21 protein-coding genes and 1 pseudogene are annotated in these 23,523 nt (G+C 72.0%); 9 read left to right on the forward strand and 13 right to left on the reverse strand.

The features are described from left to right. Positions 1 to 146: 146 nt before the first annotated feature. On the reverse strand, positions 147 to 1,382 hold the full coding sequence (locus SM418_RS10120) for a hypothetical protein (protein ID WP_371940191.1): 1,236 nt from the start codon (positions 1,380 to 1,382) through the stop codon (positions 147 to 149). Then, positions 1,379 to 1,894: a SigE family RNA polymerase sigma factor gene (locus SM418_RS10125; RefSeq protein ID WP_371940190.1), complete on the reverse strand. Its 516-nt coding sequence runs from the start codon at positions 1,892 to 1,894 to the stop codon at positions 1,379 to 1,381. The genes SM418_RS10120 and SM418_RS10125 overlap by 4 nt, the downstream gene beginning before the upstream one ends. Before the next feature lie 305 nt (positions 1,895 to 2,199). Here SM418_RS10125 and SM418_RS10130 point away from each other — a divergent pair, with 305 nt between their 5' ends. After that, entirely contained in the window at positions 2,200 to 3,474 is a 1,275-nt protein-coding gene (locus SM418_RS10130; RefSeq protein WP_504230343.1) for a PucR family transcriptional regulator, read from the forward strand. Positions 3,475 to 3,600: 126 nt separating this feature from the next. Here the strand turns inward: SM418_RS10130 and SM418_RS10135 are convergent, their stop codons facing one another. Further along, on the reverse strand, positions 3,601 to 4,263 hold the full coding sequence (locus tag SM418_RS10135; RefSeq protein WP_371940189.1) for a DUF4097 family beta strand repeat-containing protein: 663 nt from the start codon (positions 4,261 to 4,263) through the stop codon (positions 3,601 to 3,603). 236 nt (positions 4,264 to 4,499) lie between these two features. Here SM418_RS10135 and SM418_RS10140 point away from each other — a divergent pair, with 236 nt between their 5' ends. Beyond that, the gene (locus SM418_RS10140) at positions 4,500 to 5,234 is read left to right on the forward strand and encodes a GbsR/MarR family transcriptional regulator (protein ID WP_371940188.1); all 735 of its coding nucleotides are present in this window, start codon (positions 4,500 to 4,502) and stop codon (positions 5,232 to 5,234) included. 21 nt (positions 5,235 to 5,255) lie between these two features. On the opposite strand, the gene SM418_RS10145 is transcribed toward SM418_RS10140, so the two are convergent. After that, positions 5,256 to 5,480 carry a hypothetical protein gene (locus tag SM418_RS10145; protein WP_371940187.1) on the reverse strand — a complete coding sequence of 75 codons (225 nt, stop codon included), beginning with the start codon at positions 5,478 to 5,480 and terminating at the stop codon, positions 5,256 to 5,258. 154 nt (positions 5,481 to 5,634) lie between these two features. Between SM418_RS10145 and SM418_RS10150 the strand changes: the two genes are divergently transcribed. Both SM418_RS10150 and SM418_RS10155 read left to right on the forward strand, forming a co-directional pair. Continuing rightward, entirely contained in the window at positions 5,635 to 6,384 is a 750-nt protein-coding gene (locus SM418_RS10150) for a GntR family transcriptional regulator (protein ID WP_371940186.1), read from the forward strand. A 7-nt stretch (positions 6,385 to 6,391) separates the two neighbouring features. Next, the gene (locus SM418_RS10155) at positions 6,392 to 6,940 is read left to right on the forward strand and encodes an NUDIX domain-containing protein (RefSeq protein ID WP_371940185.1); all 549 of its coding nucleotides are present in this window, start codon (positions 6,392 to 6,394) and stop codon (positions 6,938 to 6,940) included. Here SM418_RS10155 and SM418_RS10160 read toward each other — a convergent pair. The 4 genes from SM418_RS10160 to SM418_RS10175 all read right to left on the reverse strand — a co-directional run bounded on the left by SM418_RS10160 (position 6,918) and on the right by SM418_RS10175 (position 12,026). After that, positions 6,918 to 8,702, reverse strand: a complete 1,785-nt coding sequence (locus tag SM418_RS10160; protein WP_371940184.1) for a DUF4153 domain-containing protein — start codon at positions 8,700 to 8,702, stop codon at positions 6,918 to 6,920. The genes SM418_RS10155 and SM418_RS10160 overlap by 23 nt on opposite strands. Next, on the reverse strand, positions 8,699 to 9,772 hold the full coding sequence (locus tag SM418_RS10165; RefSeq protein ID WP_371940183.1) for a HAMP domain-containing sensor histidine kinase: 1,074 nt from the start codon (positions 9,770 to 9,772) through the stop codon (positions 8,699 to 8,701). Before SM418_RS10165 ends, SM418_RS10160 begins: the two co-directional genes overlap by 4 nt. Next, positions 9,769 to 10,470, reverse strand: coding sequence for a response regulator transcription factor (locus SM418_RS10170; protein WP_371940182.1), 702 nt, complete (start codon positions 10,468 to 10,470; stop codon positions 9,769 to 9,771). Before SM418_RS10170 ends, SM418_RS10165 begins: the two co-directional genes overlap by 4 nt. A 74-nt stretch (positions 10,471 to 10,544) precedes the next feature. Further along, the gene (locus tag SM418_RS10175; RefSeq protein ID WP_371940181.1) at positions 10,545 to 12,026 is read right to left on the reverse strand and encodes a glutamate-cysteine ligase family protein; all 1,482 of its coding nucleotides are present in this window, start codon (positions 12,024 to 12,026) and stop codon (positions 10,545 to 10,547) included. A gap of 129 nt (positions 12,027 to 12,155) precedes the next feature. Between SM418_RS10175 and SM418_RS10180 the strand changes: the two genes are divergently transcribed. Further along, positions 12,156 to 13,547, forward strand: a complete 1,392-nt coding sequence (locus SM418_RS10180) for a sensor histidine kinase (protein WP_371940180.1) — start codon at positions 12,156 to 12,158, stop codon at positions 13,545 to 13,547. A gap of 14 nt (positions 13,548 to 13,561) precedes the next feature. Here the strand turns inward: SM418_RS10180 and SM418_RS10185 are convergent, their stop codons facing one another. Next, positions 13,562 to 14,110 (reverse strand): YceI family protein, encoded by a 549-nt coding sequence (locus tag SM418_RS10185; protein WP_371940179.1) that lies wholly within the window; start codon positions 14,108 to 14,110, stop codon positions 13,562 to 13,564. A 151-nt stretch (positions 14,111 to 14,261) separates the two neighbouring features. Here SM418_RS10185 and SM418_RS10190 point away from each other — a divergent pair, with 151 nt between their 5' ends. Beyond that, positions 14,262 to 15,080, forward strand: coding sequence for an SAM-dependent methyltransferase (locus SM418_RS10190; protein ID WP_371940178.1), 819 nt, complete (start codon positions 14,262 to 14,264; stop codon positions 15,078 to 15,080). Between the two features lie 30 nt (positions 15,081 to 15,110). Here the strand turns inward: SM418_RS10190 and SM418_RS10195 are convergent, their stop codons facing one another. Then, positions 15,111 to 15,755 (reverse strand): dihydrofolate reductase family protein, encoded by a 645-nt coding sequence (locus SM418_RS10195; RefSeq protein ID WP_371940177.1) that lies wholly within the window; start codon positions 15,753 to 15,755, stop codon positions 15,111 to 15,113. A gap of 98 nt (positions 15,756 to 15,853) precedes the next feature. After that, a complete protein-coding gene (gene sigE / locus SM418_RS10200) occupies positions 15,854 to 16,396 on the reverse strand; it encodes an RNA polymerase sigma factor SigE (protein WP_371940484.1) in 543 nt (180 codons plus the stop codon). 223 nt (positions 16,397 to 16,619) lie between these two features. Between sigE and SM418_RS10205 the strand changes: the two genes are divergently transcribed. Beyond that, positions 16,620 to 18,194, forward strand: a complete 1,575-nt coding sequence (locus SM418_RS10205) for an acyl-CoA synthetase (protein WP_371940176.1) — start codon at positions 16,620 to 16,622, stop codon at positions 18,192 to 18,194. 116 nt (positions 18,195 to 18,310) lie between these two features. After that, positions 18,311 to 20,008 (forward strand): serine/threonine-protein kinase, encoded by a 1,698-nt coding sequence (locus tag SM418_RS10210; protein WP_371940175.1) that lies wholly within the window; start codon positions 18,311 to 18,313, stop codon positions 20,006 to 20,008. Positions 20,009 to 20,057: 49 nt separating this feature from the next. On the opposite strand, the pseudogene rho reads toward SM418_RS10210, so the two are convergent. Then, positions 20,058 to 21,152 (reverse strand): annotated as a pseudogene (rho, locus tag SM418_RS10215) (transcription termination factor Rho); the annotation flags it as partial. A gap of 692 nt (positions 21,153 to 21,844) precedes the next feature. On the opposite strand from rho, the gene SM418_RS10220 reads away from it, so the two are divergent. After that, positions 21,845 to 22,618, forward strand: coding sequence for an enoyl-CoA hydratase/isomerase family protein (locus SM418_RS10220; RefSeq protein WP_371940174.1), 774 nt, complete (start codon positions 21,845 to 21,847; stop codon positions 22,616 to 22,618). Here SM418_RS10220 and SM418_RS10225 read toward each other — a convergent pair. Further along, positions 22,608 to 23,483 (reverse strand): hypothetical protein, encoded by an 876-nt coding sequence (locus SM418_RS10225; RefSeq protein WP_371940173.1) that lies wholly within the window; start codon positions 23,481 to 23,483, stop codon positions 22,608 to 22,610. The two genes, SM418_RS10220 and SM418_RS10225, sit on opposite strands and share 11 nt — an antisense overlap. Positions 23,484 to 23,523 lie beyond the last annotated feature (40 nt).

Consider the following 23,523-nt stretch of genomic DNA (forward strand, 5'->3'; position numbering starts at 1 on the left):
TCCTGCTTCCTTGAGAAGTACTTTCCTGGATGGAAAGTAATTTCTACTTTCCGATCCGTCAAGTACTTTCCGGGTGCTGCCCCGCGCACATGCCAAGGGCCGCCACCCCGCAGGCAGGGCGGCGGCCAGGCGGCGATCCAAGGGGGTCAGCGATGGGTGAAGATTGGGATCCAGGTCCCGAGCTGGTCGGAGCGGCGGTATCCGGTGAGCGGAGTGATCTTCCCCTTCAGGGTGACCAGCAGGAGCCGGTTGCGGAACTCGCCCTTGCCGGTGCACTTCTTGACGTCGCAGCCGATGGCGAACAACTGGCTGTCATCGGCCCATGCCAGGGCCTGCTGGATCGGGAGGACCGCCACCTTCCGGCCGCTGTTCACGTCGGTGACCGTGACGGCGGGGCCGGGACGGGGACCGAACGTCGGCAGCAGGGTGCCGTTCGGAGACAGGCCCGCCTTCTCATCGGAGGGCGCCGTCCGCGCCGACGTGCCACCCGCCCGCCCCGGCGCCGCGCCGGCCGGGACGCCGTCCCCGACGTCGCTCGCGGGCGCGGGCTGCCGCCGGTCGTTCAGGTCGTAGAAGATCTTGGACGGGACGGTGGCGGTCGGCGCCCAGATCAGCTTGCCGTCCCGGCTCCAGTCCAGGTCCTGCCGGTTGTTCGGGTTGTCGGCGATCCCCGGCAGGGGGTGGAAGGTGCCGGGCTCAGCCGCGTTGCTGACGACGTAGTAGCCCGTCCTCGGCGACTTCCCAGCCGCCCGGCCGAGGACGTCGGGGTTCGCCGAGTAGGACGTGAGAAGCAGCCGGCGGCCGTCCGGCGACCAGGCGAGCCCCCCTACGGGCTTGTCGACCTTGATCCAGCGCGTGACTTTCTGCGTCCTCATGTCGAGCACGCCGACCCTGGACGTCGGCAGGGCGCCCTGGAGGACGGCCGCGCGCTGCATGCCGGGCGCGACGCTGAGGTACGACCATTGCGTCTCCTCGTACACCCCCTTCGACGGGTTGTAGAGGTGCCAGGTGCGGTGGAGGGTGCCCCGTTCGGCGTCCAGCGGCGTGTTGAGGATGTAGTAGGCGGCGACGGCCATGTGCCCGGCGGCGACGAGGCGGCGGGGGAAGGCGCTGCTCAGGTCCGTGCGCGTCGTCGTCTCCGAGGACAGGGACGCCGGCTCGAAGGCGACCTCCGCCGGATCCGGCCGCACCGACCCGCCGCCGGTGACGAGCGTCACCGCGGCCGCGCCGGCGAGGAGCGAGCTCGTCCCGCCGATCAGGGCGATCCTGAAGGAGCGCTGCCTGGTGCGTCCACGAAGTGCGCGGTCGGCCAGGCCGGCGGGGACCCGCGCCTCTTCCGCCCACTCGTCCATCGTGCTCTCGACGATCGTGTCCGGCTTCATCGGTGAGCCTCCTCAGGCTTCAGGTCGTTCAGTTCGGGGGCCAGTTCGCGCAGCCGCGCGAGCGAGCGATGCGTCGTGCTGCGCACCGTGCCGACGCCGCAGCCGAGGATGCGCGCGACCTCCGCCTCGGGCAGGTCCTCGAAGAAGCGCAGCACCAGCACCGCCCGCTGCTTGGGCGTGAGGCGCGCCAGGGCGCCGCGCACGGTCAGCTTCAGGTCGACCGCCGACGTGGCGTCGTGCCCGGCCTTGTCGGGGACTGCGGCGGACTGCGTCTCGCGCCGCCGCCGCATCACCCGCCAGGTGCTGATCTGCTGGCGGTACATGGTGCGCCGCACGTACGGCTCGGGGTTGTCGATGCTCCTCCAGCGCGCCGCCGTCTTGGTGAGCGCGGCCTGCAGGAGGTCCTCGGCCGCATGCTGGTCGCCCCCGGCGAGCAGGTACGCCAAGCGCATCAACGCGACCGATCTCGTCTCCACGAACTCACGGAAATGTCGCTCTTGCGCGGCATCCATCGTCACCTCCGAATTGCTGTCCCCCTAGAGACGCTCCCCGCGGCTCCCCGCTATGCCTGGCGGAGCCGATTTCCGGCGGGTGCTTTCGGTGAGGGAGCGTGGACGCTCGGTGACTCGCCGGAAGATCGCGAGCTTCCGGATGTGTCGATTCTTGTCATTGGGTAGGCCGATCCTGGTCGAAGGTCGACCTAGACTTTGCGCCCGAGCACGCTTCGGGTCATGATTTGCCTCACACAGGTCCCATAAGTAAGTAATCACCCCTTGTGTACGGCGCGCAACGCTGGGGGACGAAAAGGGGAGGTTCCGTGGCGAACGACGGTTCGACCACCAACGGGCGCCCGTGGGCGGATCTGCCCAGGGAACTGGCAGATCACATGCGACCGCACCTCGACGAGGTCGCGGACGACATGATCCAGGAGATCCAGACGCGCGTCAGGGAGTACGACCGGCCCGGGGACGGCTCCTACTCGGGGACCCTCCGGCTCGCCGTCGAGCGCGTGCTCCACTACTTCGTGGACCGGGTGGCCGACCCCGCGCACGACCCCGCCCCGGTGACCGACTTCTTCCGCGCCATCGGCCGCGGCGAGGCCGGCGAGGGACGCAGCCTCGACGCCATGCAGACCGCGATGCGGGTCGGCGGCATGGTGGCCTGGCGCCGGATGACCGAGGGCGCCGAGGCGCTGGAGGTCTCGCCCCGCACGCTCGGCGCCGTCGGCGAGGTGCTGATGCAGTTCCAGGACGAGCTGGCGCACGCCGCCGCCGAGGGGTTCTCCCAGGCCAAGGCGGCCGTCGCGGGCGAGATGCAGCGCCGCCGCAAGCGCCTGCTGGACCTGCTGTTCGCCGACCCGCCCGCCGCGCAGGAGGCCATCGCCGACCTCGCCGCCGCCGCACACTGGCCCGTCCCCCGGACGGTCGCCGCGGTCGCGCTCGGCCGCCACCAGGACAGCCGGCACCCCGCGTTCCCCCCGGACGTGCTGGCCGACCTCACCCGGCGCACTCCCAGCCTGATCATCCCCGACCCGGACGGCCCCGGCCGCGCCAAGCTCGTCGACCGCGCCCTCGCCGGAACCCTCGCCGTCGTCGGGCCGACGGTCCCGCTCATGGAGGCGGCGCGTTCCATCCAGTGGGCGCGCAAGACGCTGTCCCTCGTCCAGCGCGGGGTGATCGAGGCGGAGAGCGGTGTGATCCGCAGCGTGGAGCACATGTCCACGCTGATCCTGTTCCAGGACGAGGGGCTCATCACCTCGCTCGCCGACCTGCGCCTCGCGCCGCTCGCGCACCTGCGGCCGAGCCAGCAGGACCGGCTCGCCGAGACGCTGCTGGCCTGGCTCCAGTCGGGCCGCAACGCCAACGAGGTCGCGATGCGGCTGCACGTCCACCCGCAGACCGTCCGGTACCGGCTGCGCCAACTGGAGGAGCTGTTCGGCGACCAGCTGCTCGACCCGGACCTGCGCTTCGACCTGGAGATCGTGCTGCGCGCCCGCGCGCTGCTGGCCGACAACGCGGGCGAGCGGATCATCCCGCCGTCCCGCGAGGCGGTCGGCGACTCCGGCGAGGTCGTCAGCTTCCGCCGCGGCTGACCCCGGCCCCGCGATGTCGCCGCGGACCGGGGTCGGTCGAGGCGACGGGTCGGGAAGAGGCTCAGGGCCGCCGGACCGGCCGGTCTGGCGGCCCTGTTCGGCCGGTCCAACGTTCAGGCGTCGCGGTCAGAGGCTGCGGGCGACGATGTCGCCCTTGACGGTGGTGGCGCGGATGTTCAGGCCGGCGGTGCCGTCGTTCTTGAGATCGTTGGTGATGCGGCCGAGGGTGGCGCCGGCGTCGAGGGACGCCGAGACGCCGGGGGCGGCGCCGACCGACACGTCACCGACCTGGGTGCTCAGCACGACACTGCCGCGCACCGCTTCGGTGACGTCGATGTCGCCCTTGGTGGTGGTGATCTCCGCGGGGCCGGTGAGGCGGCCGATCGTGACGTCGCCCGCGGCGGTGGCGATGCGGACGCCTGCGGCCTCGTCGAGCTTGATCGGGCCGTGCGCGCTCTCGAAGGAGACGTCACCGAGCCGTCCGACGCCGCGGAACTCGATGCCGGCCCCCTTGGCCCGGACCTCGGATCCGGCGGGCAGCTGGACCGTCACCTCGACGGAACCCGAGGCTCCGAAGAGCTGGTTCTTCGCCGGGGTCTGGATCCGCAGGACGCCGTCGGCGTACTCGACCGTGGTCTGCTCGGCCGCCTTCACGTCGCGGCCCTTGCCGGCGTCGGCGGGCAGGACCTCGACCACGGTGTCGGTCCGGTCGGCGGCGATGAACTGGACGCGCCTGGCGGGAATGTCGAGGTGGGCGGTGATCGGGGCGGGGGTTTCGAAGGTGGGCATCGTGCTCTCCCTGCTGTCCGGTGCTGCGTTGTTGTTTCTGATGACGTGAACGCTACGTTGCTTTCAAGAAAACGACAACGAGATCGTTGCGCTTTGACATTATTTGCGCAGGTAGAAGGCCGAAAATCGTTGCAATGGTCATCGAATTTAATGCAACAATTCGGGCCCGATCGTTGCAATCGAATGGACGTGAACGCTATGTTCGGGCCATCGGAAGGGCGAACGAGGAGATCGCGATGCCGGGAGGCAGGCTCACCCAGCAGGACCGCCAGCAGATCGCGCTCGGGCTGGCCGACGGTCTCCCCTACGCCGAGATCGCCAGGCGCCTCGGCCGTCCCACCTCCACGATCACGCGTGAGGTGATGCGCAACGGCGACCCGACCGCCTACCGCGCCGACCTGGCGCACCGCGCCACCGAGCGCCGTGCCCGCCGGCGCGGGCAGGCCCCGTCCCGGGGGCGGCAGGCGCCCCCGCGTGCCGACGGACGCGACGCCGAGGCCGTGCGCGAGTACGAGGAGACGTTCACCACCGTCCTCATGGCCTCGGGCCTGCCCAAGATGATGGCCCGGGTGCTTGGCTGCCTCTCCCTCACCGACGCGGGCAGCCTCACCGCGTCCGAACTCGTCCAGCGCCTCCAGGTCAGCCCGGCGTCGGTGTCCAAGGCGATCGCCTACCTGGAGAGCCAGGGCCTCGTCCGCCGGGAGCGCGACGAACGCCGCCGCGAGCGCTACGTCGTCGATGACGACGTCTGGTACCAGTCGATGATGGCGAGCGCCCGCTCCCTCACCCGCATCATCGAGACCGCGCGGGAGGGCGTCGGCGTCCTCGGCCCGGGCACCCCGGCCGCCGCCCGCCTGGAGAACATCGCACGCTTCCTCGACTTCGTCAGTGAGAGCACCGTCCGCGCCGCCGAGCAGGCCCGCGAGGTCCTGCACAGCAAGGCCGAAGCGCCCGCGCCCGACGACCGGTGACCCGGAGCGCGGCCGCGGGGGCTAGTTCCGGCGGTACCTGCGCAGCCGCTCGGCGGTCGCGACGCGCTCGGCGAGCCGGGTCTGCGCGTCGCAGAGCAGCCACAACTCGCCCTCGTCCGCCGCGACGATCTCCTTCAGGCAGCCGTTGAGGAGCTGGTAGTCCGACAGCTGGGTGATCCTGACGGCCCGCAGGCCCTCGTCCGAGCGCTGGCTGCGCCATCCGGGCATGCACATGATCGCCGACATCGTGCGGGGCTCCCTGGGTCGGCCTATGGTGGGTCTACCATAAGCCGACCAAGCACCCCTCACAACGCGTTCCGCAGAACCCCGAAAGGGTGCCGGGACGGGAGGGCTCTGTACGGTGTGAGGTCAAACGCACTGACCCGGAGCAGGATCTGGTATGCCGCGACCCCCCACGAAGGCACAGGCGATCACCAACGCGCTCGCCGCCCGCATCGTCGAGGGTGAGCTGGATCCGGGCGCCTGGCTGCCGTCCGAGCGGCGGCTGGCGATCGAGTACGGCGCCGACCGCTCGACCGTCCGGCGGGCGCTGCGGATGCTGGCCGAGGCCGGGCTCGTCCAGCTGCGGCACGGTGCGGGCGCGCAGGTCCGGGCGGCGCCGAAGGTGCGGCGCGCGGCGGCCGACATCACCCGGCAGGTCGGCGGGTGGCGCGGCTTCCACGTGTCGGCGCGCAGGGACGGGCACCGCCCGTTCACGCGGACGACCGTGACCGAGGTCGAGGCCGGCGAGCGGCTCGCGCCCCGCCTGGACGTCCCCGTCGGGACGCGGGTGCTGGAGCGGGCGCGCGTCCAGGGCGTGGAGGGGGAGCCGCCCGTCCAGACCGCGACGACCTGGGTGATCCCGGAGATCGTCGACGAGCTCCCGATCCTGCGGGAGGTCGACACCGGTCCGGGCGGCATCTACTCGCGGCTGGAGGAGGCCGGGCACCGCATCACCTTCGAGGAGACGGTGACGTGCCGGCTCCCGCGCGCGCAGGAGCAGGAGACGCTCCGGATCGGGCCGGAGCAGCCCGTCCTCACCGTGTGGCGCAGCGCCTGCGACCAGGACGACCGGATCGTCGAGGTCACCCACCGGGTAGTGGTCGGCGACCGGCACGAACTCCTCTACCGCTACGGGCCCGGAGCGTGAGCATCGCATGAGCGAGGAGCCCGCCGTCCGCCGGGTCGGCACGCGGATCGTCTACGAGAACCCCTGGATGGTCGTCCGGGAGGACGAGGTCGAGCGGCTGGACGGCTCGCGCGGCATCTACGGCGTCGTCGACAAACCCGACTTCGTGCTGATCATCCCGCTGGAGGACGGCGGATTCCACCTCGTCGAGGAGTACCGGTACCCGATCGGGAAGCGCACCTGGAGCTTCCCGCAGGGCTCGCTCCCCGGCCGGCGGAGCGCCGACCCGGAGGAGCTGGCCCGCCTCGAACTCGCCCAGGAGACGGGCCTGCGCGCCGGGACGCTGACGCACCTTGGCCACCTGAACTGCTCGCACGGGACGAGCGGCCAGGGCTTCGACGTCTTCGTCGCGTCCGACCTGGAGGCCGGCGAGCCCGACCGGGAGCCCGAGGAGCAGGACATGCGGCACGAGTGGTTCTCCCGGGACGGGTTCAAGGCGCTGATCCGGGAGGGCCGCATCACCGACGACTCGACCCTCGCCGCGTACGCCCTGCTCACCATGGACGAGACGAGCTGAAGCAGTCGACTCCCTCCCCGGCGGGCCGCCGCTCGAGGATCTCGCGGGCGCGGGCGCGGGAGAGGTTGGCGCTCATCGCCGGTTCGTCGTCCTCAAGCCGTTCGGCGATCTCGGCCAGCGCGCAGGACCGCGCGGGCCCCGGCAGTTCGTCCAGCGCGGGCACCGCGTCGGCGGACAGGTCCCGCAGGTACGGGATGTCGATCTTGCCGGTCTCCTTGTAGCGGGCGACGTTGTGCTCGGCGATGAAGCCGTCCGGGTTGAGCACGGCGAGCACGATCATCGCGACCGCGCCGGTGGCGGCGACCGCGCGCGGCAGCCAGGCGACGCGTCCCTTGACGACCCCGGCGACGGCCACGAGCACCACGACCACGCCGAGCCACAGCTCGAACGCGTGCACCCACAGGCGCAGCCTCGTCCAGCCGAACGTCTCCTCGTACAGGTAGAGGCGCCGCAGCGCGACCGCGACGACGACGAGCGTCAGCGCGCACAGCAGCCCCAGCAGGGCGCGGACCGTCCCGGCGTGCCCGGCCGGCGCGTACCGCTTGGCGACGGCGACGACCGCGAGCACCAGCACGGTCACGACCACGAGCTGGAAGAACCCCTGCCGGGCGTACTCGGCGTATGTCAGCCCGGTCGCGCGCAGCAGCGCGTCCTTGTCGGAGGCGAGGAACACGCGGGCCTGGATCGCGCAGAACACCAGGAACAGCAGGTCGAGCGCCGCGATCGGCACCGCCCAGGACCAGCGTCCGGCGGGCTTGGCGGGCTCCGGGCTGAGCAGGTGCAGCGGCGGCGGCGCCTGCCCGAGGTACGCGCCGGCGGACGCCAGCACCATCGTCGCGACGCCCGCGAACGCGTACAGGAAGACCGAGCCCACCGACACTTCGGGGATCAGGTCGGAGGCGAGGCTGCCGAACGCGGCGTCCGCGCCGACGAACAGCGCGCCGAACACGGCGAGCAGCCCGCCCGCGATCAGGGTCGTCCGGATCACCGGCCACGCGTTCCCCTTCTCGGACGTGAGCGTCCCGTACACGCCGCGCCCCGCCCACGGCATCATGGCGCCGACCGCCGGCAGGACCGCGAGCCCGCCGAACAGGACCTCCGGCCACGACCGCCCGCCGGACGCCGCGTACGAGCCGATGGCGACGGCGAGCAGCAGCGCGGGGAAGACGACCCATTCGGCCTCCCGCACCGCCGCCGTCGCGGACAGGCCCACGGCGAGCAGGCCGAACACGAGCCCGGTCCGGTTGACGCGGGCCCGGCGCCTGCCCGTCGCGGGCTGCACGACCCGTCCCGCGGACCACGCCGACGCGCCCGCCAGATACGCGACGGCCGCCGCGGCGATCAGGACGCCGACCCCGAAGAACCCGTTCCGCAACGACGGCCCGACCGTGACCGCCCCGATCACCCCGGCGATCAGCGCCCCCGCCACCAGCGCCGGCGACATCGCCCGCGCGGGCCGCTTCCACCCGGTCAGCGCCTTCTCGATCTTGGTCGGCTGGTAGACGAACGGCGCCTGCGGCGGATATCCCGCCCGTGCCCCGTACGGCGCCGCGCCGGCCGGCGGATGCCCGGTCCGCGCCGGATACCCGGCCCCGCCCGCCACCGGAGCGGGCCCGGGAGCCGCGAACCCGCCCGCCGACGGCGCCCGCGCGCCGCCGGTGGGCGTCGAACCCGCCTTCTCGCCGGGCGCGGAAGGGGCCTCAGCCGGTGGGGACGTGTCCTTCGCGGGGTCGGACGGATCTTTCGGCGAGCTGGTCGTCATGCTGGTTCTCCGATGTTCGGGGGGATCATGACGCGGATGCGGCAGCCGCTCGGGGTGTCCAGGACGGTGATGTCGCCGCCGTGCAGGTCGGTGGCCCAGCTCGCGATGGCGAGGCCGAGCCCGGTGCCGCCGCCGGGCGTGCCGGGCCCGGAGACCGAGCCGCGGGAGAAGCGTTCGAACACCCGGGCGCGCTCTTCGGGTGGAATGCCGGGTCCTTCATCGGCTACTTCGATGATCAGACCGCCCGGCGGGTTCGCGGGCCGCGCGGTGACGGCGACGGGACGTCCGTCCGGGCCGTGCCGGGCCGCGTTGTCGAGCAGGTTCGCGACGATCTGGTGGAGCCGGTCGCGGTCGGCGACGGCGTGCAGGCCGGGCGTGACGTCGGCCGCGAACACGGCCTCGGGGTGACCGGCGCGCGCTTCGGCCGTGACGCTGTCCACGAACTCGGCGACGTCGATGTCGGCCAGGTCCAGGACCGCCGCTCCGGCCTCCACCCGGGACAGGTCGAGAAGCTGGGTGACGAGCCGACCGAGCCGCTCGGTCTGGTCGAGCGCCGTCTCCAGGACCTCCGGCGTCGCGGGCGTGACCCCGTCCGCGACGTTCTCCAGGACGGCCCGCAGCGCGCTGATCGGCGTGCGCAGCTCGTGCGAGACGTTCGCGACGAACTCGCGGCGCTGCCGCTCCACCTCGGCGAGGTCGGCGGCCATCCGGTTGAACGCCTGCGCCAGCTCGCCGACCTCGTCCCGCGACGTGGCCCGCACCCGGCGGCTGTAGTCGCCGCGCGCCATCGCCCGGGCCGCCGCCGTCATCTCCCGCAGCGGCGCGGTCATCCCGTGCGCGAGGAGCTGGATCACGACCAGCGAGATGAGCACGCCGACCGGCAGCGTCTGCCGCGCCCGGAACCCCATCGGGTAGCCCCACAGGACGATCAGGACGGCGACGCACCCGGTCACGACGACCACGACGCCGAACTTCACCTTGATCGACCGGAGCGGGTCGAGGGGCCGGGGGAACTTCGCCCACAGCCTGTGGACGACGCCGGTCACCATGCCGGTCGCGGGGCCGGTCACGGGGCCGCCTCCAGGCTGTAGCCGACGCCGTGCACCGTCCGGATCAAACCCTGCCCGAGCTTGCGCCGGAGCGCCTTGACGTGACTGTCGACGACCCGTGTTCCGGACGCGTCCGCCCAGTCCCACACCTGCTCCAGCAGGACGGCGCGGGTCAGCACCGTCCCCCGGTTGCGCAGCAGGCACGCGAGCAGGTCGAACTCCGTCGGCGTCAGGTGGACCTCGCGGCCGCCCCGGCGCACCCGCCGGGCCCGCTGGTCGACCTCCAGCTCCCCGACCCGCACGGCCCCGTCCGCCGCCGCCTCCGCCGCCGCGTCCAGGGCGGGCCGCTCGACCCGCCGCAGCACGGCCCGGATGCGCGCGACCAGTTCCCGCATGCTGAACGGCTTGGTCACGTAGTCGTCGGCGCCGACGCCGAGGCCCACGAGCAGATCGGTCTCGTCGTCGCGGGCCGTCAGCATCAGCACCGGCACGGGACGCTCGGCCTGGACGCGCCGGCACACCTCCAGGCCGTCGAACCCGGGCAGCATCACGTCCAGCACGATGAGGTGCGGTTCGTAGGCGCGCGCCCGCTCGACGGCCGACGGCCCGTCCCCGGCGACCTCGACCCCGAACCCTTCGGCCGCCAGCCGGTCGGCCACGGCCCGCGCGATCGTCGGCTCGTCCTCGACGACGAGGACCCGAGTCTCGTTCCCAGTCACCCGACTGACTCTAGAAGCCCGATATGCACGCCCAGCGGGTGAAATGTGCAGGACCCGTGAAGATCGCCGGAGAGCTACCCCCCGACGGGCCAGGTGTGGACGGGGGTGTTGTCGTGCATGAGGTCGACGTAGGAGCGGGTCATCATGCGGAGGGCGTCCTGGCGGGAGGCTCCGTATGACTGCTCTAGGGCGTCGACGGTGGCGATCTGCCATGCGGCGCCGGTCTGGCCGGTGACGCAGCGGCGTTCGATGATGCCGAGGAGGCGGTCGCGGCGGGCGGGGTCGACGCCCCAGCGGTCCAGGCCCTCGTGGGCGAGGGGGAGGAGTTTGCGGAGGATGAGTTCGGCGGCGGGGACCTCGCCCATGCCGGGCCAGTAGAGGGTGGAGTCGAGGCCGTCGCGGGCGGCGCGGTGGAGGTTCTCCTCGGCGGTGGCGAAGGACATGCGGGTCCAGACGGGGCGGTCGGCCTCGGCGAGCATCCGGACGACGCCGTAGTAGAAGGCGCCGTTGGCGACGACGTCGGCGACGGTCGGCCCGGCGGGCAGGACGCGGTTCTCGACCCGCAGGTGCGGGCGGCCTTTCACGACCGCGTAGATGGGCCGGTTCCAGCGGTAGATGGTGCCGTTGTGGAGGGTGAGCTCGCCGAGTTCGGGGATGCCGCCCTCGTCCAGGACTTCGCGGGGGTCCTCGTCGTCGCAGAGCGGCAGCAGGGACGGGAAGTAGCGGGTGTTCTCCTCGAACAGGTCGAAGACGGACGTGATCCACCGTTCGCCGAACCAGACGCGGGGCCGGACGCCCTGCGTCTTCAGCTCGTCGGGCCGGGTGTCGGTGGCCTGCTCGAACAGCGTGATGCGGGTCTCGTGGTAGAGCCGGTGCCCGAACAGGAAGGGAGAGTTGGCGCCCATCGCGACCTGCGCGCCGGCGATGGACTGGGCGGCGTTCCAGTAGGCGCCGAAGTAGTCGGGGCTGACCTGGAGGTGGAACTGGACGCTGGTGCAGGCGGCCTCGGGGATGATCGTGTCGGCGTGCATGCGCAGCGGTTCGTGTCCCGCGATGTCGATGCGCATCTCCTCGCCGCGCGCGGCGAAGATCTGGTCGTTCAGCATCTTGTAGCGGGCGTTGGAGGAGAGGGTCTCCTCGCCGATGTCGGTGCGCCGCAGCGTGGGCAGGATGCCGATCATGAGCAGCCGGCCGCCGACCTCGTGGGCGCGGTCGTCGGCGTGCCGCAGATGGTCGCGGACCTCCGCCTCCAGCTCGCCGGTGCCCTCCCCGCCGAGCTCGCGGGGCGGGATGTTGATCTCCAGGTTGAACTGGCCGAGCTCGGTGGCCCAGGCCGGGTCGGCTATCGCCTTGAGGACGTCCGCGTTGCGCATCAGCGGATCGCCGATCGCGTCGATCAGATTGAGTTCGATCTCCAGGCCGATGTGGGGGCGCTCGAAGTCGAACTGGGATTCGCCCAGCATGCGGGCCAGCACGTCGAGGCACCTGCGCACTTTGTCGCGGTACCGCCGCCGGTCCTCGCCGCTGATGGTGACCGAAGCCACGTCCCTGCCCATGTGTCCGTCCCTGTGCTTCGGAAGACCCGTCATAAAACGGGATGTCCCGGCAAGCGAAGGTGAAAACCCGGCATGCACTTTCGGGTCCCCCTTTCGCCGGCGACGGATAGCGTGTGCCCGGGAGGGAGCATGCGCATGCGCCCCCGGTCCATCCGGGCCAGGGACACGCTCATCGCCGCCGTGATCGCCGCGCTCGTCCTCGGGGTCACCGCGGCGGGCGTCGATCTCGCCGTGCGCGGCGGGATCAGGGCTGATCTTCTCCACCAGACCCAGGCGGACGCCCGCCGGGTCAGCGGCGGCGTCCGCGACGGGTCGCTGGAGGGCGCGATCCCCGACGACGGCGGGGGCCGGATCCTCATCCAGGTCGTTGAGCCCGGCGGGCGTGTGACGAACGCTACATCCGCCGCGGCGGGCCGGCCGCCGGTGAGCAGACTCTGGCCGTCGAGCAACCTGCGGGTCCGCGACTTCACCGAGTGCCACGGCTCCTGGCCCGGCCGCGAGTGCTTCGTGGTCGAGGCGATCAGGGTCAGCACGGCGCGCGACTCCGTCGTCGTGTACGCGGCGGAGCGGGTGCCGCCCTACCTGGTGAACGGGCTGCTGGAGGCGGTGCTCGCCGCCGGCGTCCTGCTGCTCGCCGGGGCCGCCGCGTGGATCACCTGGCGGGTCGTCGGCCGCACCCTGCGCCCGGTCGAGGCGATCCGCGCGCAGCTCGCCGAGATCGGCGCCACCGACCTGAGCCGGCGCGTCCCGCAGCCGCCCGGCGAGGACGAGATCGCGCAGCTCGCCCGCACCGCGAACGCGACGCTCGACCGGCTGGAGCGCGCGGTCGGCCGGCAGCGGCAGTTCGCCTCCGACGCCTCCCACGAGCTGCGCACGCCGATCGCCGGGCTCCGCGCGAACCTCGAGGACGCCGCGGCGCATCCGGAGGACAACGACCTCCCGGAGGTCGTCCGGTCGGCGCTGCGCGACACCGACCGGCTGGAGTCGATCGTCACCGATCTGCTGCTGCTCGCCCGCATCGGCACCGGCGGGACGGCGGCGCAGGAGCCGATCGACCTGTCCGCGCTGGCCGCCGCCGAGATCCGCCGCCGCACGTTCACGCTGCGGATCGCGACGGAGCTGCCCTCGGGCGTGACGGTCCGCGGGGTGCGCATGCAGCTCGTCCGGCTGCTCGGCAACCTGCTGGACAACGCCGAGCGCTACGCCGGCTCGGTCATCACGGTGGAGGTGTCCAGGCAGGACGGCGAAGCGCTGCTCGCCGTCACCGACGACGGCGCCGGCGTCGCGCCCGCCGACCGGGAACGCGTCTTCGAGCGCTTCACCCGCCTCGACGCCGCCCGCAGCCGCGGCGTCGGCGGCACCGGCCTCGGGCTCGCGATCGCCCGCGAGATCGCGCGGGAGCACGGCGGGACGCTCCGGATCGAGGACCATCCGTCCGGCGCCCGTTTCGCGCTGCGGCTGCCGCTCGTGCCGCCGGCCGGACGCGAGAAGGGCCGTCCGAACCCGGACGGCCCTTCCTGACGCGGCGGAGATGCTCAGGCGCGCACGGCCTGGACCTCGAGCTGGATGTCGACCTTGTCGCTGAGCAGGGCCTTCTCGCCCTTCAGCGGGACGTTGAACTCGATGCCCCAGTCCTTGCGGTTGATCGTGGTCGCGGCGGAGAACCCGGCGCGCGTCCCGCCCCAGGGGTCCTCGCCGACGCCGTTGTACTCGACCGAGAGGCTGATCGGACGGGTGACGCCCTTGATCGTCAGCTCGCCGTCCAGGAAGTACTCGCCGTCCTCGGCGCGCACGCCCTTGGTCGCGAAGGTCATGGTCGGGTACTTCTCGACGTCGAGGACGTCGGAGGTGCGCACGTGCGCGTCCCGTTCGGTGTTGCGGGTGTCGATCGAGGTCATCTTGACCTCGGCCGTCGCCGTCGAGTCGGCGAGCTCCTCGGCGATCTGCACCGACCCGCTGAATTCGGTGAACGCGCCGCGCACCTTGGTCATCAGGTGCCGGATCACGAAGGTGACCTCGGAGTGGGCGGGGTCGATGTTCCAGGTCCCGGCGGTCAGCTCGGGGGCGACGGCGGCGATGCTCATGGTGACTCCCACTGGTAGATATTGAAACTTCAACGACTTGTCGAAGGTTAGTTGAGGGTTCAAACACTTGTCAATTGCGGATTGTTCCCGTGCTCGCCGCGCCTCCGTCCTAGAATCTCGTTCAGTGCCGGCGAGCGGGAGGGACCGTCCGATGGGCGAGCAGGGAGCGGCCTCCGGGGCCGTCCAGCCGGGCGAGGACGCGCTCAAGTCGCACATCCCCCATTCCGCCAGGGTCTGGAACTACCTCCTCGGCGGCAAGGACAACTTCGAGGCGGACCGGCAGGCCGCCGAGCACTCCATCAGCGTGAAGCCCGACATGCTGGAGCAGGCCCGCGCCGACCGGGCGTTCCTCGGCCGCGCCGTCCGTTACCTGGCGGGCGACGAGGGGATCCGCCAGTTCCTCGACATCGGCACCGGATTGCCCACCGCCGACAACACGCACCAGGTCGCGCAGCGGGTCGCCCCGGAATGCAAGATCGTGTACGTCGACCACGACCCGCTGGTGCTCGCGCACGCGCGCGCCCTGCTGGCCAGCAGCCCCGAGGGGGAGTGCCACTACATCGACGCCGACCTGCACGAGCCGGACAGGATCATCGCCGAGGCCGGGACGCTGCTCGACCTCACCCGGCCGGTCGCCGTCATGCTGGTGGGCATCCTCCACCACATCGAGAGCGGATCCCACGCGATCGTGCGCCGGCTGATGGACGCCGTGCCGTCCGGGAGCCGGCTCGTGATCAACCACCCGACCAGCGTCGTCCACGGCGAACGGTCGAAGAACAGCGCGCGGACGTGGAACGAGTCCGGCGGCAGGCCCACGGTGACCCTGCGCAGCCCGGAGGAGATCGCCGCCTACTTCGACGGCCTCGAGCTGGACGAGCCGGGCGTGGTGTCATGCTCCCGCTGGCGTCCGATACCGCAGATCCGTGAACCCGAGGTGGACGCCTTCTGCGGCGTGGGCCGCAAGCCGTAGGCACGGCGGACGACCCGCCTGGCGGCGGCTTCAGTCGTCGAGCCCGGTGCCGCGATCGGGTGCGCTCATGTCCCCCGTCGCGGGCGTGCCGTCGGCGAGCCCGTAGCGCAGGTACACGGTGCCCTTCGGACTGGCCACCGGCGGTTCGAGAAGCGTGATGTTCGTGGGGACCGCGCCCCCGTCGAACACCTTCTTCCCCACGCCGAGCACGATCGGGTGCACCCAGAGGTCGAGACGGTCGAAGAGCTTCTCGCGCAGGAGGGTCTGCACCAGGTCCAGGCTCCCGACGACCTTCACGTGCTCGTGCCGGTCACGGATCTCGCGCACCGCGCCGGCCAGATCCGGACCGAGCTGCGTGGACCCGGCCCACGAGAGGTCGGGCCTGCCGCGCGAGGCCACGTACTTCGGGACGCTGTTGAAGAGGGTGGCGATGTCGTTGTCCTGGCCGCCCTCCTGGTGCGGCCAGTAGCCGGCGAAGATGTCGTACGTCCGCCGGCCGAGCAGCAGGGCGTCCGTGCCCTCGTACGCGGCACCGACCTGCGCCCCCTCGACGTCGTCCATCAGCGGCGCCTGCCAGCCGCCGAACGGGAACCCCGCCGGGTCCTCCTCGGGGCCGCCGGGCGCCTGCCCGACGAGGTCGAGGGTCGCGAACATCTCGATATGGATGAGTCCCATGCCATGCTCCCAATGAGTCGGTCGTCTCGGTCAGGAGGTAGACCTGTGGGCGCCGGCGGACTCATCGCCGCGACCGCACCCGGGTATGGCTCAGGTGCTCAGCGGTCACTGGTGACGCCGGACGCCTCTGCGGGGCGGCGGTGCTCCAGGGCGGCCCGCAACTGGGCGCGGCCCCGGTGGATGCGGGAGCGCACGGTGCCGAGCTTCACGTTCAGGGTGGCGGCGATCTCCTCGTACGACAGGCCCTCGATGTCGCACAGGACGACGGCGGCGCGGTATTCGGGGGCGAGGGCGTCCAGCGCCTTCTGGATGTCGGCGTCCAGGTGCCGGTCGTCGTAGGCCTGCGCCGGCGTCGGCTCGCGGCCCCGCAGGCGCTCGGCGGCGTCGTCGCCGAGGGAGTCGAAGCGGATGCGCTGCTTGCGGCGGGCGCGGTCGAGGAACAGGTTCGTCGTGATCCGGTGCAGCCAGCCCTCGAACGTGCCGGGGCTGTAGGACGACAGCGAGCGGAAGACCCGGATGAACACGTCCTGTGTCAGGTCCTCGGCGTCGTGCCGGTCGCCGGTCAGCCGGTACGCCAGCCGGAACACCCGGGTCGAGTGCTCGGTGACGATCTCCTCCCACGTCGGCGGGGTCCACGCCATCGTGCCTGCGCTCACCACTACCCCCGTCTGATACTGAATCGTTACGGCCAAGGATGCCGGTACCCAGATAAGAGCCGTGTAAGAAGCTTGCGCGTGGCCGGATTAGGCACTGTGGGATGTGACTCATCTCATTGGACCTGGCGCCAATAAGCATTGAGTTCGCCGGCCGTTCACGAGCAGGATCGGACCAGGTCCCCACCCCGACACCCCGCGAGGACGTGGCATGGCGCGAAGCTACAACCTGGCCGACCTGCTCGAGATCCTGGCCGAAGCCGGCCCGGACCGGCCCGCCCTCGTGGCCGGGGCCGAGCGGCGGACGTATCGGCAGCTCGACGAGCGTGCGAGCCGGGTCGGCCGGCATCTGGCGGCGGCCGGCGTGCGGGCGGGCGAGCACGTCGCGATCCTCGCCTACAACCGCGCCGAGTGGATCGAGGCGATGTTCGGCGCCTTCAAGATCCGCGCCGTGCCGGTCCCGGTGAACTTCCGCTACGTCGCCGCGGAACTGCGGCACGTGCTCGCCGACTCCGACTCGGTCGCGCTGATCGGGGAGCGTTCGCTTCTGGCGAAGGCGGAGGAGATCCGCGGCGAACTGCCCGAGTTGCGGCACATCGTCGTCCTGGAGGACGGCTCGGCGGACGAGATCCCCGGCGCGGTCGAGTACGAGAAGGCGCTGGCGGAGGCGGGCCCCGGCGACGACTTCCCGGAGCGGTCCAGCGACGACCGCTACATCATGTACACGGGCGGCACGACCGGCTATCCGAAGGGCGTCGAGTGGCGCTGCGAGGACATCTTCTTCGGCGCGCTCGGCGGCGGGAACGTCCTCGGCGACCCGATCGGCAGCCCGGAGGAACTGGCCGCCAACGCCGACCAGCCCGGGATGGCCGTCCTGGACTGCGCGCCGGTCATGCACGGCGCGGGCCAGTGGGTCGCGTTCATGGGGCTGTTCAGCGGCGCGAAGGTCGTCCTTTACACCGACCATGCGTTCGACGCCGACAAGGCGCTGCGGTTGCTCGCCGAAGAGAAGGCGAACGTGATGATGCTGGTCGGCGACGTCATGGCGCGGCCGGTCGCGAAGGCGCTGGCGGGCGGCGGGCACGACACGTCGTCGCTGATCGCGATCGCGTCGGGCGGGGCGCCGCTCACCGAGGGCGCCAAGCAGGCGCTCCAGGAGCACCTCCCGAACATCATGTTCCTCGACAACTACGGCGCGTCGGAGACCGGCGCGTGCGGCCCGTCCGTCGGCGCCAAGGAGGGGACGGCCCGGTTCATGATGAAGCCGGGCATCACCGTCCTGGACGACGACCTCAACGTGGTCAAGCCCGGCGAGATCGGCAAGCTCGCGCGCAGCGGTCACATCCCCATCGGCTACTACAACGACCCCGAGAAGACGGCGTCGACGTTCTTCACCGCCGCCGACGGGACCCGCTGGTCGATCCCCGGCGACTACGCGAGCCTGGAGGAGGACGGGACGATCACCCTCCTCGGCCGCGGCTCCCTCATGATCAACACGGGTGGGGAGAAGGTCTACCCGGAGGAGGTCGAGGTCGCGCTGAAGGACCACCCCGACGTGTACGACGCGGTCGTCGTCGGCCTGCCGGACGAGCGGTTCGGGCAGCGCGTCGCCGCCGTCGTCGCGCCGCGCCCCGGCGCGACCGTCACGCTGGAGCAGCTCGCCGAGCACTGCCGCGGCCGGCTCGCCGGCTACAAGCTCCCGCGGCAGATCACGGTGGTGGACGAGGTGCAGCGCACGGCCGTCGGCAAGTCCGACTACAAGTGGGCGCGGGGCGTGCTCGGCTAAATGGGCTCCGCTCGGTTATACCACGGCTGAGCAGGCATTTCCCGTCGGGCGGCGGTCAAGAATCGATTGATGCCGAAGGGGCGTGTCTTGGGCGCGTTCCGGCGATTATCCGTTCCATGAATGGGGATCGGTTGATACCGCTCGCTCGACGGTATCGCCTGCTCTCTGTGGTCGGCAGGGGCGGCATGGGCACCGTCTGGCGGGCGTACGACGAGATGCTCGACCGGGACGTCGCGGTGAAAGAGGTTCACCTTCCGCCGCGCATCACCCAGAGTGAACGCAGGGTGATGTGCCGGCGCCTGCTCGCCGAGGCGCGCGCCACCGCCGCGCTGCGGCATCCCGGCGTGGTCGCCGTCCACGACCTGGTCATCGAGGACGGGCGCCCGTGGATCGTCATGGAGTTCCTGGACGCGTGCTCGCTGAACAGGCTCGTCACCGAGGACGGGCCGCTCGGCGTGCGGCGGACCGCGGAGATCGGCGCGGCCGTCCTGTCGGTGCTGCGCGCCTCGCACGCGGCGGGAATCCTGCACCGCGACGTCAAGCCCAGCAATGTCCTCGTCTGCGACGACGGGCGCGTTCTCCTCACCGACTTCGGCCTCGCCGTCCATGCGAACAATGGCCAGGAGTTGGCCGACACAATGCCCGCCGGCATTGAAGGATCTCCCGCTTATCTACCGCCGGAACGCGTCGACGGGCAGCCGAGCGTGGAGGCGTCCGACCTTTGGTCATTCGGTGCGACGCTTTACACGGCGGTCGAGGGCTTCTCGCCGTTCCTGCGTTCGCACGCTCTCGCGTCCATGATGGCGGTGCTCCTCGGCGACTACGCGCGGCCGGTGCGGGCCGGGCCGCTGACGCCCGTCATCGAGGGGCTGCTGCGGCAGCGGCCGGAGGACCGCCTGACGTCCGAGGCCACCGCCGACCGGCTGCGGGAGATCCTCGGCTCCCTCCCGGAACCGGGCATCACGCGCGCGACACCTCCGAAGGAGCCTCGCGCCCTCGCCCTGCACAGGGCCGCCGTGCGGCGCCGCGTGCCGTGGGCGCTCCGCGGCGCGTGGGTGTCGCGGGACGCGGCACGGCGCCGGACAGCCCGGGGGCCGCGCGTCCCGTGGACGCTGCGGCACGGGTCCGGCGGAACGCCGCCGTGCGGTTCGAGACGCGCCCGCGGCCGGTGGCGGCATCGCGACGCCTGGACGCCCCGCGCGATCGTGGCGCGCTCCCGGCGGCAGTTCGGCGGCCGGCACATACGTCCGGGCGCCGCCATCGGGGTCGCGGTGCTGGCGGCGCTCGCGGCGGGCGCGGGCACCTGGGCGGCCCGCTGGACGTCGATCGGCAAGAGCGACGCGGTGGCGCTGCGCCCGGCGGCGGGCGTGACGGCGAAGACCGCGAAGTACCGGGAGGCGGGCGCCTACTCGGTGCGCGTGCCGGCGGGGTGGCAGGCCGAGCGGCGCGGCAACGTCATGACGTGGAAGGACGCGGTGTCCGGACGGGGGCTGCGCATCGCCCCGGCACCGGGCAGCCCGCTGGCCGGGCTGCGCGCCGAAGAGCATCGGGCGGTCCAGGAGGACCGCTATCCGGCCTACCGGCGGCTGCGGCTCGAACCGGTGCCCGAGGTCATCGCGGGCGCCGCCGAATGGGAGTTCACCTGGCAGGACGACGGCCGGTCCGGCGGCGAGGGCGGCCTCGTCCGGCATGTGCTGTGCAGCCGGGCGGCCGGATACGAGTTCTGCTTCTACGCGCCCGACCCCGATTGGACGCCGGGCCAGCGCCTCTACGACAAGATCCTCAAATCGTTCCGGCCGGAGAAGGGCGACTAGGCCGTCCGCTGGGCGACCAGGTCGTTGTGCGGTGCGACCAGGTCGTTGTCTAGGTCGTCTGCTGGAGGCGGAGCAGGAACTCGGCGTTGGAGGAGGTGCCCTTCATCTTCTCCAGGAGCTGCTCGACGGCCTGCTGCTTCTCCAGCCCCTGCAGGGCGCGGCGCAGGCGCCAGGAGAGGGCGAGTTCCTCGGGGGACATGAGCAGCTCGTCGCGGCGCGTGCCGGACGCCTCGATGTCGACGGCGGGGAAGACGCGGCGGTCGGCGAGGCCCCGGTCGAGCTTCAGCTCCATGTTGCCGGTGCCCTTGTACTCCTCGAAGAAGACGTCGTCCATGCGGGATCCGGTCTCCACCAGGGCGGTGGCGAGGATCGTCAGCGACCCGCCGTCCTCGATGTTGCGGGCGGCGCCGAAGAACTTCTTCGGCGGGTAGATCGCGGTCGTCGCGACGCCGCCGGCGAGGATGCGGCTGCTGGAGGGCGCCGCGAGGTTGTAGGCGCGGCCGAGCCGGGTGATCGAGTCGAGCAGCATGACCACGTCGTGGCCCTGCTCGACGAGCCGCTTGGCCCGCTCGATGGCGAGCTCGGCGAGGGCCGTGTGGTCCTGCGCGGGACGGTCGAACGTCGAGTGGATGACTTCGCCGCGCACCGTCCGCTGCAGGTCGGTGACCTCCTCGGGCCGCTCGTCGATGAGCACGACCATGAGGTGCACTTCGGGGTTGTTCTGCGCGATGGCGTTCGCGACGGCCTGCAGGACCATCGTCTTGCCGACCTTGGGCGGCGACACGATGAGCCCGCGCTGGCCCTTGCCGATCGGCGCGACCAGGTCGATGACGCGGGTGGCGAGCGGGCCGGTGTCGAGGCGGAGCCGCTCGTCGGGGAACAGGGGGGTCAGCTTGGCGAACTCGGGGCGGTTCGCGGCGTCCGCCACCGCGAGGCCGTTCACGGACTCGACGCGGGCGAGCGAGGAGAACTTCTCCCGGTTCGACTTCGGCGCCTTGGCGGTGCCCGCGACGACGTCGCCGGGACGCAGGTGGTGCGCCGTGACCTGGGCGAGGGAGACGTGCACGTCCTCCGGGCCGGCGAGGTAGCCGGAGGTGCGGACGAACGCGTGCTTGTCCTGGACGGCGAGGATGCCGTGGAACGGGACGGCCGGCGCGTCGTCGGCGGCGCGCCGCCCCTGCTGGCCGCTCTTCCGGGGGCTCTGCGAGGGCACGGTGTGCGCCTGCGACCTGCGGCCCGTGGCGGGGTGCCCCGTGGCGGGGTGCCCGGTCGCGGGATGTCCCGCGGTGTCGGGTTCGGTGGTGAGGGTGGAAGTGGACATGTGGGTCCCTTCTCAGGCTCGCGCGGAACGGCCCGCGCCGCCTGGAGTCGATTCCCGGGTACGGCGGCGGAACCCGCGGCGCGTACGCGAGAGGAAAACAAGAAATGCAGCTCGGTTCACCGGGCTGACGTCGGCTCCCTTGTGCGGCGGTCCGGAACGCCTATTCGCGCGTACCGGGCCGGAAAGTTCACCGGGCGCTCAGATGGCCCGGGCGGGGAAGAAGCGTCCTCGATGCGATTCGCGGAACTCCGAAGACGTTGCCTCGACAATACAGCACTCGAAGCGGGTTGTGCATTCCCGGACGGCCGCATATTTCTCTCATGCAGGTCGATCCCCCTGTGCCCGACGTGGTGCGGCGCCTTGCCGCGTGCGCGTGTCCCCCGACACGCGCCGACGGCCGATGGTGGTTATGACTCCGCGAGTGGCGTCCGGGTTCCGATCCGTCCAGATGCCCCGGGGATGTCCGGTGCAAACGCGCTCCGTACGATGAGCGGCGTCGGAGCAGAGGGGGGACCATGGCCGCGGGGCTTGACTTCGAGGTCGCCGAGGGCGTCGGGACGATCACCATCGACCGTCCCGCCAAGCGGAACGCGATGTCGGCGGACATGTGGCGGGCGCTGCCCGGCATCCTGGACGCCCTCGCGAAGGACCCGGCCGTCCGGGTGGCGGTGCTGACGGGAGCGGGCGGAAACTTCTGCGCGGGCGCCGACATATCCGAGCTGCGCGACATCCACCGCGACGACGACTCGCATCTGTCGACGGTCGCCGAGCGGGCGCTCGCCGCGTTCGGCAAGCCGACGCTCGCCGCCATCGAGGGGTACTGCGTGGGCGGCGGCTGCCAGCTCGCGGCGGCCTGCGACCTGCGGTTCGCCGCCGAGGACGCCCGGTTCGGGATCACTCCGGCCAAGCTCGGCATCGTCTACCCGGTGGCCGCGACGACCCGGCTCGTCCGGCTCGTCGGGGCGGCCTCCGCGAAGTACCTGCTCTTCTCCGCGGACCTGATCGGCGCCGAGCACGCGCTCCGGATCGGGCTCGTGGACGAGGCCGTCCCGGCGGGCGGTCTCCGCGACCGGGTCGCCGCGTTCACCGAGACCCTCGCGTCCCGGTCGCTGCTCACCCAGCAGGCGACCAAGGACATCGTGGACGCCATCGCCGCCGCCGGCCCGGTCGAGGAGAAGAACGCCCGGTGGCTGGCGGAGGTCGCCGCGGGCGGCGAGGTCGAGGAGGGCGTCGCCGCGTTCCTCGAACGCCGCGCACCCGCCTTCACCTGGACGTCCCCTACACGTTGACGGCGGACACGTCGCAGAACCGGCCCTCCGGGAGCCGGTGCAGCCGGCGGGCCGTCTCGGCCGGATCGTCCAGCAGGCTCCCGGAGTCCCGCCGCAGTTCGGCGAGCGGCAGCACCCCGCACACGAGCGACTCCGGCGTCCGGACGATGAGGAGCGGCCCGATCTGCGCGCCGCCCTGGTCGATGTCGCGCAGCGCGCCCAGCAGGTTCCGGGTCTCCCCGGTCGCCTCCCGGAAGCCGCCGCGCAGCGCGCCGACGAGGTCGACGAAGTCGCCCTCCAGGGCGCGCGGGCTGCGTCCGGACAGGTAGTAGCGGTCCCGGTCGGTCAGCTCGACGCGCAGCCCGTGCTGCTCGGCGAACCGCTCGTACGGGCCGGTGAGCGCGTCCCGCGCGCCGGCCGGGCCGGCGGTGAGGGACCCTGCGACCAGCTCCGCGGGCTGGGCGCCGAGGGACGCGGCGACGGCCTGGTCCAGCCGTCCGACGAGGTGCGCGCGCAGGACCGCGACCTCGGCGGCCAGCCGGTCGAGGGAGGCGTGCTGCTCGGCGGCCGTCTCCCGCTGCTGCTTGAGCCGTCCGCCGACGTCCGGCAGCAGCCGGTCGTTGATCTGCGAGATCAGGGACCGGATCCGGGCGTCGGCGGCGCCGATCGCCTCCCGGTCGCGCTCCTGCTCGGCGGCGAGCCGGTCGAGCCGTTCCCGCTGGGACGCGCGGAAGTTCTCCAGCTCGTCCCGGGTGCCCTTGAGCGCGCGGAGCTGGGTGCGGATGTCGGCGATCTCGGGCGCGCCCGGGGAATGCCGGCGCTCGAACGCCAGGTACAGCTCCCGGCCGGCGATCGCCAGGCACAGCAGGATCAGAATCACCGTCATCGCGCCCTCCCCGGGCCGTCTCGCGGAGCAAACTATGCCA

The sequence above is a fragment of the Actinomadura chokoriensis genome (genome assembly GCF_041463665.1).
Lineage (GTDB): Bacteria > Actinomycetota > Actinomycetes > Streptosporangiales > Streptosporangiaceae > Spirillospora > Spirillospora chokoriensis_A.